We start from the raw sequence: 9,376 nt of genomic DNA, 5'->3' as shown, positions 1-9,376 counted from the left end.
CGGCCGCCGGGCCGTCGGCCGGCGTCTGCGGCGCGCGGGCGGTGCCGGCGGGCAGCGGCACGTTCGCGAGCGCCTGCAGCGAATTCACCGTGTACTGCGGCGTCTGCACGAGCACCGGGTAGCTGACGCCGTTGCGCGGATCGAGCCAGAAGTTCGGCGTAGTCTGCGAGCTGCCGGACAGCGCGATCAGCAGGTTCTGCGCGACGTCGCGCTGCTGCAGCCCGGCCAGGATCGCCTTCGTGCGGTCGACGTTCACATCTATTGCCGGTTCGTCGCCGGGTTGCTGGATGCGCGCGTCGACGAGCCCGCGCACGCCGCGCAGCTTCGCGAGCAGCGCGTTCGCGACCGCGCGGTTCTGGTCGAGCTTGTTGCCGACGATCTGGATGTCGATCGGCGCGGGCAGCCCGAAGTTGAGGATCTGGCTGACGATGTCGGCCGGCAGGAACGCGAACGTCACGCCGGGGAACGCCTGCGCGAGCACGTTGCGCAGCTTCGCGACGTACGCGGCCGTGGATGCATGGTTCGGCTTCAGCGTGATCAGCACATCGGCGTCCCCGGTGCCGATCGGGTCGGACGAGTCGTACGTGAGGTTGATCCCGCTCACCGGCACGCCGATGTTGTCGAGCACGCCTGCGAGCTGGTCCGCCGGGATCACGCCGCGGATCTTCGCCTCCACTTCGTCGGTAAGCCGCGCGGTTTCCTCGATCCGCGTGCCGGTCGGCGCGCGGAGGTGCAGGCGGATCTCGCCGGTATCGACCGATGGAAAGAAGTCCTGGCCGGCAAACGCGAACAGGCCGGTCGATGCGCCGCAGGCGAGCAGGAACGCGGCGGCGAAGCGGCGGCGCCGGGCGATCGCCGCGGCGAGCAGCGCGCGATAGCGCAGCCGGACGGCCTCGAAGCGATGTTCGAACGCGGCCTGGAAGCGCGCGAGGCGGGCGAACACGCCGCGCGGCGGCCGGCCGTGGCCCTTCGCGCGCATCAGCGCCATCGCGAGCGTCGGCACCAGCGTGCGCGAGAAGAAGTACGACGCGATCATCGCGAAGATCACCGCTTCGGCCAGCGGCACGAACAGGTAGCGTGCGACACCGGTGAGCAGGAACATCGGCACGAACACGATGCAGATCGACAGCGTCGACACGAAGGTCGGTACCGCGATCTCGCCCGCGCCGGTCAGGATCGCGTCCTCGAGCGGCGCGCCCAGTTCAAGATGATGCGTGATGTTCTCGATCGCGACGGTCGCGTCGTCCACCAGGATCCCGACCGCGAGCGCGAGGCCCCCGAGCGTCATGATGTTGATGGTCTGGCCGAGCGCGGCCAGCGCGAGCAGCGACGTGAGCACCGCGAGCGGGATCGATACCGCGATGATCAGCGTCGCGCGCCAGCTGCCGAGGAACAGCAGGATCATCAGCGCGGTCAGGCATGCGGCGATCAGCGCTTCGCGCACGACACCCTGGACCGCCGCCTTCACGAACACCGATTGATCGTCGAGCGGCGAAATATGCAGCGCCTTCGGCAGCCCGGCCGCGATCTTCGGCAGCATCGCCTTCACCTGGTCGATGATCGTCAGCGTCGACGCGCTGCCCGTCTTCTCGACGGTCAGCAGTGCCGCGCGTTTGCCGTCCACCCGCACGATGTTGGTCTGCGGCGCGTAGCCGTCGCGCACGTGGGCGACGTCGCGCACATAGACGACATTGCCGCCGATCGTCTTCACCGGCAGGTCGTTCAGCGCGGCCACCGTCTGCGTGCTGCCGTTCATCTGCACGTCGTACTCGTGCGTGCCGATCTTCGCGGTGCCGCCGGGCAGGATCAGGTTCTGCGCGTTGATCGCGTTCACCACGTCGATCGGCGCGAGCCCCTTCGCCTGCAGCGCACGCGTGTCGAGATCGACGACGATCTGGCGGATCTTGCCGCCGAACGGCAACGGCACGGCCGCGCCCTGGACGGTCGCGAGCTGCGTGCGGATGAAGCTGTTGCCGAGGTCGTACAGCTGCTGCTCGGCGAGCGTGTTGCTCGACAGCCCGAGCTGCAGGATCGGCACCGTCGATGCGTTGTACGTGATGATGTTCGGCGGCAGCGTGCCGGGCGGCAGGATGCGCAGGATCGACGCGGCATTGCTCGCGGCTTCCGCGATCGCGCGATTGATGTCGGCGCCGGGGTGGAAGAAGATCTTCACGACCGACACGCCGTTCAGCGACTGCGATTCGATGTGCTCGATGTCGTCGACGTCCGACGTGAGCGCGCGTTCGTAGTTCGACGTGATGCGCTTGGCCATGTCTTCGGCGGAGAAGCCGTTGTATGACCACACGATGCTGACGACCGGAATGTCGATGCTCGGGAAGATGTCGGTGGGGGTGCGCAGCAGCGCGAGCGGCCCCGCGATGAAGATCAGCAGCGCGAGTACGACGAACGTGTAGGGCCTGCGTAACGCCAGCCGGACGATCCACATGATGGTGCTCCTCGAAGCGGGGAATGGACGCGCATTCGATGCGACGAGCACGCAGTCTGCCGGCGCGGCGTTGACCCGACCCTGACTCGAAGATTACGAAGCTGTTATCTGTGCCGGCGCGGCGGCATCGGCCGTGCGGCGGGCCGCGCAGTGCGATGCGGGCTGGCCGAACCCTCGCCGCCGACGGCGGTGCGTCGCTTCGTCCCTATAATGTCCGGCGGCAAACCTTCGCTCATTCGCGTATCTCGCCGATTTCAGGAGCCAGACCGATGTCGTTGCGCACCGATGCAAACTTCTTCCTCCTTCTTGCCGACTCGTATCGCCGGCTCGTGAACCGCCCGCTCGTGCCCGACGGCATGAGCGCATCCGACGGCGCCGCGTGGCTGTACGAGACGGCGCCGTTCGGCATTCTTGCGCACGACACGTCGGCCGATCCGGTGTTCGTGTACGGCAACAGGCGCGCGCAGGCGATTTTCGAATACGACTGGGATGAACTGACGGCGTTGCCGTCTCGTCTGTCGGCGGAGCCGATGGAGCGACACGAGCGCCAGGTGTTTCTCGACAAGGTGATGCGCGATGGCTTCGTGTCCGAATACCGCGGCGTGCGGGTGACGAAGTCCGGCAAGCGGTTCTGGATCGAGCGCGCGACCGTGTGGCAACTGATCGACGCGGATGGCATCGTGCGCGGCCAGGCCGCGATGATTCCGGAAGTACGGCCGCTCGACGCGCCCGCATGAACGTGACGATCGACCGGCATGCGCGTCGCGTTGCGGGCCCGCGCCGTGTCCGGCGAACCGGGGCGGTCCGCCCACGACGGGCGCGGGCGGCCAGATAACAAAACCGTAATCGAAGCCTCACCTTCAGGAAAGCGCACGAATCGCAGAATGGACTCAACTCTTCATCGCATCGATGCGGAGTGGATGTCCGGCCTGATCTGCGGACGCGAATACGCCAACTTGAGAGGTGAACGTCATGAACAACCTGATTCGTGCAGTCTTGATTTCCTGCGCACTGAGCGCACCGATCGTCGCATTTGCGCAAACCACCGACCATGCGCTCACACGGGCCGACGTGCGCGCCGATCTCGTCCGGGTCGAAAAGGCCGGTTATCGTTCGGTCGGCAGCGATCCGTATTATCCCGAGGACATCCAGGCCGCCGAGGCGAAGGCTGCCGCGCAGCAAGCGCAATCGGCCGCCGCACCGAGCGTCGCCGCAAAGCGCACTGATGCGCAATCGCTCGCGTCGCTCGACGAGCACCAGCTGTACGACCATCACTGAGCAGGGTTGGCGACCGCCGTCCGCGGCCCGACGGCGGTTCCTTCAACGGACGGCACGCATGCCGTAGCGAGTCAGCTGTCGCCCTTCTCGAGCACGTTCTGCGTGAGCGCGATCGACGGAATCGTCGGCTTGAGCAACGCACGGCGCGCGCGACGGCTCAGCCACTTCCAGCCGGCCACGAGCAGCAGCGCGACCAGCGGGATCGATGCGATCGTCCATGTCCCGTTCGGGTAGTCGAATGCCATCAACACCAGCACGCCGAGCAGGAACAGCAGCGTGAGCCACGACGTCACGGGCGCGCCAGGCATCCTGAACGAGACGTTTTCCACGTCGCCGCGCCTGACCGCGGCGCGGAACTTCATCTGGCACACGACGATGAAGCCCCACGTGCTGATGATGCCGAGCGATGCGATGTTCAGCACGATCTCGAACACGCTCGACGGCACGAGATAATTGAGCAGCACGCCGACCACATAGATCGCGACCGTCACCAGGATGCCCGCGTACGGGACGGATTGCCCGCTCATCCGCGCGAGGAACGCGGGGGCCGAGCCGCCCATCGACAGCGAACGTAGCACGCGCCCCGTCGAATACAGGCCGGAATTGAGGCTCGACAGCGCGGCCGTGAGCACGACCAGGTTCATCACCGAGCCGATGCCCGGCACGCCGAGCGCGCCGAAGAACGTGACGAACGGGCTCTGGCCCGCCTTGTACGCACTCCACGGCAGCAGGCAGACCAGCAGAACGACCGATGCGACGTAGAAAATCGCGATGCGCCAGATCACGTTGTTGATCGCGCGCGGCAGCACCTTGCGCGCATCCTTGCATTCGCCGGCGGCCGTGCCGACCAGTTCGACGCCCGCGAACGCGAACACCACGCCCTGCACCAGCACCAGCGCCGGCATCAGTCCGTGCGGAAAGAACCCGCCGTTGTCGGTGATCAGATGCAGGCCGGTGCCATGACCGGCCACCGGCATGCCCGTGCCGAGGATCGCCGCGCCGATCACGAGAAACAGCACGATCGCGGCGACCTTGACCAGCGCGAACCAGAACTCCATCTCGGCGAACCACTTCACGCCGATCAGGTTCATCGTCGCGACGATGCACAGCGCGACGAGCGCGAAGATCCACTGCGGCACGGCCGCGAACGGCGCCCAGTAATGCATGTAGAGCGCGACAGCGGTGATGTCGACGATGCCGGTCATCGCCCAGTTCAGGAAGTACATCCAGCCTGCGACGAACGACGCCTTCTCGCCGAGGAATTCGCGTGCGTACGACACGAAGCTGCCGCTGCTCGGGCGATGCATCACGAGCTCGCCGAGCGCGCGCAGGATCAGGAACGAAAACGCGCCGCAGACGAGATAGACGATCGCGAGCGCCGGGCCGGCGGCCTGCAGTCGGGCGCCGGCGCCGAGGAACAGCCCGGTGCCGATGGCACCGCCAATCGCGATCATCTGCACCTGTCGATTGCCGAGGGTCTTGTGATAGCCGGCTTCGTGCGATTCGAGCCAGCTGCGTTTGTCGGTTTCGCCGGTTGTCGACGGGTCGGGAATCGATGCCATGACGGGTTCCTCGCGCACGGATGGGATTGGATTCATCCCGATCGCGGGACGATCGGGACCACCGGTACCGGAGGAGCAGCGCGCCGAATCGGGCGCGCTCGTCCTGATCGCGATTCGTCGGACCTGACGAAAGGCACGGTACGTCGCGAACGTATTCAGCCGTAATTCCCGTCACAAACGGAATGCAAATTTGGACTGGGCCTGTTCGAATCCATGCATAGGGTTTCGGCGCCGGGTGAACCGGATAGGTAATTTGGTGCGCCGGCGCGCGCTGCGAGGGCAACCGTTACCGACGGCGCCGGTTCATGCACCGAAATGAGGAATTCGGCTTGTCGAAAGGTTCGCCGAAATTTCCGTCTCGCGCCGGTGCGGCAAGCGTTTCCCGGCGATGGCCCGGTTTTTGCTGGTGTGGTGTCGGCCGCGCAACGGTTGCGCGCTGCCTGACGACACACCAGACAAGGAAGATTCACCGTGAGCCCGACGACCCGACCGTTCCCCCGATGCACCTGGCTGGCTGCGCTGCTCGCCGCCCCCGCGATCGCGCTGTTCGCCGCCGCGCCGGCCCACGCCGATGCGCTCGACACCATCGCGAAAAACGGCACGCTGCGCGTCGCGGTGCCCGAGGACTATCCGCCGTTCGGTTCGGTCGGCACGGACATGCAGCCGCAAGGCTACGACATCGACATGGCAGGACTCCTTGCCAAGTCGCTCGGCGTCAAGCTGAAGCTGGTGCCCGTGAACAGTGCGAACCGGATTCCGTACCTGACGACCAACAAGGTCGACATGGTGATCTCGTCGCTCGGCAAGACCCCGGAACGCGAGAAGGTCATCGATTTCTCGAGCGCGTACGCGCCGTATTTCCAGGGCGTGTTCGGGCCGCCCGACGTGAAGGTGAGCGCGCCCGCCGACCTGTCCGGCAAGACGGTGGGCGCCACGCGCGGCGCGCTCGAGGAGATCGCGCTGTCGCAGCTCGCGCCGAACGCGACGATCAAGCGCTTCGAGGACAACAACGCGACGATCCAGGCGTTCCTGTCGGGGCAGGTACAACTGATCGCGGCCGGCAACATCGTCGCGGCGGCGATTCTCGCGAAGAATCCGCCGCGCCGCCCCGAGGTCAAGTTCGTGATCAAGAATTCGCCGTGCTTCGTCGGCGTCAACAAGAACGAACCGCGCCTGCTCGCGAAGATCGACGATGCGATCGCGCATGCGAAGCAGGACGGCTCGCTGGGCGAGATGTCGCGCAAATGGCTCGGCCAGCCGTTGCCGGCCGGGCTGTGACGAATCGCCGTGTCGCGTGACACGGCGCCGCGGCCGGGATGCCCGGCGCGGCGCGTGTCGTTGTCCGAACCCGAATTTATCCCCTCCCCATGAGCTACCAGCTTCAATTCGGCGAGCTTGCCGAATACGCCGGCGTGTTCGCGAGCGGCGCGGCGATCACGCTCGCGCTGACCGCGGTCGCGACCGTGCTCGGCGTGGCCGTCGGTGTGCTCGGCGCGGCCGCGTACAGCGCCGACGCGCGCGCGGCCGTGCGGTTGCGCCCATTGATCGGCGCGTACGTCGAGGCGATTCGGAATACGCCGTTCGTCGTCCAGCTGTTCTTCATCTTCTTTGGCTTGCCGGCGCTCGGCGTGCACATCGACGAATACACGGCCGCGATCCTCGCGATGACGCTGAATCTCGGCGCGTACTCGGTCGAGATCGTGCGCGCGGGCGTGGCCGCCGTGCCGAAAGGGCATCTGGAGGCGGCGTCCGCGCTGGCGATGTCGCGCGCGCAGATGCTGCGCCACGTCGTGCTGCCGCAGGCGCTCGCCAAGGTGTTTCCCGCGCTGTCGAGCCAGATCGTGATCACGATGCTCGGTTCGGCGGTCGTGTCGCAAATCTCGGTGGCCGACCTGACCTATGCGGCCAGCTACATCCAGTCGCGCAACTTCCGCGCATTCGAGACGTACTTCGTGATCGCGCTCGCGTATCTGGCGATGGCGCTGCTGATGCGCGCCACCCTCGGCGCGATGGGGCGCCGCCTGTTCTCCCGCCGCGTGCGAGGTGCGCGATGACCGATTTCACGTTCGGGCAGATTCTCGCGAACCTGCTGCTGGCCGCGCGCTGGACGATCGTGCTGTCGATCGTGTCGTTCGTATCCGGCGGCCTCGTCGGCCTCGGGCTGCTCGTGATGCGCGTGTCGAATTCGACGGCGCTGCGCGGCGTCGCAAAGCTCTATATCGAAGTGTTCCAGGGCACGCCGTTGCTGATGCAACTGTTCATCGTGTTCTTCGGCCTGCCGCTCGTCGGGCTCGACGTTTCGCCGTGGGTCGCGGCCACGGCGGGGCTCACGTTCTTCACCAGCGCCTATCTGGCGGAGATCTGGCGCGGCTGTGTCGAGGCGGTGCCGAAAGGGCAGTGGGAGGCGTCGGCCAGCCTGGCGATGAGTTATGTCGAGCAGTTGCGTCACGTGATCCTGCCGCAGGCCGCGCGCATCGCGATCGCGCCGACGGTCGGCTTCGGCGTGCAGGCGGTGAAGGATACGGCGCTCGTGTCGATCATCGGCTTCACCGAGCTGACGAAGGTCGGTATCGCGATCTCGAACGCGACGTTCCGGCCGTTCGTCGTGTATGGCCTCGTCGCGCTGATCTATTTCGCGCTCTGCTATCCGCTTACCCGTTATGCGCGCACGTTGCAAAGGAGATGGCATGCCGCTCGTTGAAACCCGGGGTCTCGAAAAGCACTTCGGCACCCATCATGTGCTCAAGGGCATTGATCTGTCCGTCGAGCGCGGGCAGGTCGTGTCGATCATCGGCCGCAGCGGCTCGGGCAAGAGCACGCTGCTGCGCACGCTCAACGGGCTCGAGAGCATCGACGCGGGCACGATCTCGGTCGACGGCGAACGCGTCGATGCACGGCATGCGGACTTGCGTGCGCTGCGGCTGAAGGTCGGCATGGTGTTCCAGCAATACAACCTGTTTCCGCACCTGAGCGCCGGACAGAACGTGATGCTCGCGCAGTCGGTGGTGAAGAAGTCGCACCGCCAGCAGGCGCGCGCGATCGCGGAACTGATGCTCGAGCGCGTCGGCCTCGGCGACAAGTTCGACGCGTTTCCGGAACACCTGTCGGGCGGCCAGCAGCAGCGCGTCGCGATCGCGCGTGCGCTCGCGATGAAGCCGAGCGTGCTGTTGTGCGACGAAATCACGTCCGCGCTCGATCCCGAGCTCGTCGGCGAGGTGCTGGGCGTCGTCGAGCAACTCGCGCGCGAGGACATGACGCTGATCATGGTCACCCACGAGATGAACTTCGCGCGTGCGGTGAGCGACAGGATCGTGTTCATGCACCAGGGGCGCGTGTGGGAGAGCGGGACGGCCGACGAAATCTTCGAGCGGCCGCAGACGGTGGAGTTGACGCGGTTTCTGGGCAGCGTGCGGAACCCGGAAACTGCCATGCGCTGACTGACACGGCCGTGCGGCCGGGCCGCGACCAGATGACAAGACCGTAATCAAAGCCTCACCTTCCGGAAAGCGCGCGAATCGCAGAATGGACTCAACTCTTCATCACATCGATGCGGAGTGGATGTCCGGCCTGATCTGCGGACGCGAATACGCCAACTTGAGAGGTGAACGTCATGAACAACCTGATTCGTGCAGTCTTGATTTCCTGCGCACTGAGCGCACCCATCGCCGCATTTGCGCAAACCGCCGACCATGCGCTCACACGGGCCGACGTGCGTGCCGATCTCGTCCGCGTCGAACAGGCCGGTTATCGGCCGATCAGTAACGATCCGAACTATCCCGAAGACATCCAGGCAGCGGAAGCGAAGGTTGCCGCGCAGCCATCGCAATCGGTCGCGGCACGGCCGGCCGCCGAGTTCGCGCAGGCTTCGGCGTCCGGCCCGACCCGCGCCGACGTGGTCGCCGACCTGATTCAAGCGGAACGCGACGGCACGCTGCCGACGTCGAACTGGGACTATCCGCCGAGCGCGCAGACGATCGCGCGCAATCGCGAGCTGTATGTGGTCGCGCACGGCGAGCCGCGCACCGCGACGGCGAGCGTGCGGACGGGCGCGGCTGTTTCAACGGCGAGCGCGCAATGAAGCCGGCTGCCA

General features: G+C 66.3%; 9 protein-coding genes. 7 read left to right on the top strand and 2 right to left on the bottom strand.

Annotation, left to right across the window (positions count from 1 at the left end; genetic code table 11):
• Positions 1 to 2,446: efflux RND transporter permease subunit (locus tag F3J15_RS36265; RefSeq protein WP_166897445.1), on the bottom strand; the 2,446-nt coding region annotated here is incomplete at its 3' end.
• 269 nt (positions 2,447 to 2,715) lie between these two features.
• Here F3J15_RS36265 and F3J15_RS36260 point away from each other — a divergent pair.
• Together F3J15_RS36260 and F3J15_RS36255 are read left to right on the top strand one after the other, a co-directional pair.
• The gene (locus tag F3J15_RS36260) at positions 2,716 to 3,183 is read left to right on the top strand and encodes an MEKHLA domain-containing protein (RefSeq protein WP_166897442.1); all 468 of its coding nucleotides are present in this window, start codon (positions 2,716 to 2,718) and stop codon (positions 3,181 to 3,183) included.
• A gap of 235 nt (positions 3,184 to 3,418) precedes the next feature.
• Positions 3,419 to 3,724 (top strand): DUF4148 domain-containing protein, encoded by a 306-nt coding sequence (locus tag F3J15_RS36255; protein WP_166897439.1) that lies wholly within the window; start codon positions 3,419 to 3,421, stop codon positions 3,722 to 3,724.
• Positions 3,725 to 3,795: 71 nt separating this feature from the next.
• Here F3J15_RS36255 and ansP read toward each other — a convergent pair whose 3' ends face one another.
• Positions 3,796 to 5,286 (bottom strand): L-asparagine permease, encoded by a 1,491-nt coding sequence (gene ansP / locus F3J15_RS36250; RefSeq protein WP_166897437.1) that lies wholly within the window; start codon positions 5,284 to 5,286, stop codon positions 3,796 to 3,798.
• Between the two features lie 471 nt (positions 5,287 to 5,757).
• Between ansP and F3J15_RS36245 the strand changes: the two genes are divergently transcribed.
• The 5 genes from F3J15_RS36245 to F3J15_RS38305 all read left to right on the top strand — a co-directional run bounded on the left by F3J15_RS36245 (position 5,758) and on the right by F3J15_RS38305 (position 9,364).
• Positions 5,758 to 6,564, top strand: coding sequence for a transporter substrate-binding domain-containing protein (locus F3J15_RS36245; protein WP_166897434.1), 807 nt, complete (start codon positions 5,758 to 5,760; stop codon positions 6,562 to 6,564).
• A gap of 89 nt (positions 6,565 to 6,653) precedes the next feature.
• Complete coding sequence (locus tag F3J15_RS36240) at positions 6,654 to 7,340, top strand: amino acid ABC transporter permease (protein WP_069250221.1); 687 nt, start codon at positions 6,654 to 6,656, stop codon at positions 7,338 to 7,340.
• The gene (locus F3J15_RS36235) at positions 7,337 to 7,987 is read left to right on the top strand and encodes an amino acid ABC transporter permease (protein WP_069250222.1); all 651 of its coding nucleotides are present in this window, start codon (positions 7,337 to 7,339) and stop codon (positions 7,985 to 7,987) included. Before F3J15_RS36240 ends, F3J15_RS36235 begins: the two co-directional genes overlap by 4 nt.
• Positions 7,974 to 8,723 carry an amino acid ABC transporter ATP-binding protein gene (locus F3J15_RS36230; RefSeq protein ID WP_069250223.1) on the top strand — a complete coding sequence of 250 codons (750 nt, stop codon included), beginning with the start codon at positions 7,974 to 7,976 and terminating at the stop codon, positions 8,721 to 8,723. Before F3J15_RS36235 ends, F3J15_RS36230 begins: the two co-directional genes overlap by 14 nt.
• Before the next feature lie 173 nt (positions 8,724 to 8,896).
• The gene (locus F3J15_RS38305; protein WP_166897432.1) at positions 8,897 to 9,364 is read left to right on the top strand and encodes a DUF4148 domain-containing protein; all 468 of its coding nucleotides are present in this window, start codon (positions 8,897 to 8,899) and stop codon (positions 9,362 to 9,364) included.
• Positions 9,365 to 9,376 lie beyond the last annotated feature (12 nt).

The sequence above is a fragment of the Burkholderia sp. Ap-955 genome (genome assembly GCF_011753045.1).
In the GTDB taxonomy this organism is placed as follows: domain Bacteria; phylum Pseudomonadota; class Gammaproteobacteria; order Burkholderiales; family Burkholderiaceae; genus Burkholderia; species Burkholderia lata_D.
This window is presented reverse-complemented; position numbering and strand designations above follow the sequence as displayed.

Excerpts from the sequence above, each read along its gene's own strand:
- F3J15_RS36235 (WP_069250222.1), top strand. The coding sequence starts at position 7,337 with ATGACCGATTTCACGTTCGGGCAGATTCTCGCGAACCTGCTGCTGGCC.
- F3J15_RS36230 (WP_069250223.1), top strand. The coding sequence starts at position 7,974 with ATGCCGCTCGTTGAAACCCGGGGTCTCGAAAAGCACTTCGGCACCCAT.
- F3J15_RS38305 (WP_166897432.1), top strand. The coding sequence starts at position 8,897 with ATGAACAACCTGATTCGTGCAGTCTTGATTTCCTGCGCACTGAGCGCA.
- F3J15_RS36255 (WP_166897439.1), top strand. The coding sequence starts at position 3,419 with ATGAACAACCTGATTCGTGCAGTCTTGATTTCCTGCGCACTGAGCGCA.
- F3J15_RS36260 (WP_166897442.1), top strand. The coding sequence starts at position 2,716 with ATGTCGTTGCGCACCGATGCAAACTTCTTCCTCCTTCTTGCCGACTCG.
- F3J15_RS36240 (WP_069250221.1), top strand. The coding sequence starts at position 6,654 with ATGAGCTACCAGCTTCAATTCGGCGAGCTTGCCGAATACGCCGGCGTG.
- ansP (WP_166897437.1), bottom strand. The coding sequence starts at position 5,286 with ATGGCATCGATTCCCGACCCGTCGACAACCGGCGAAACCGACAAACGC.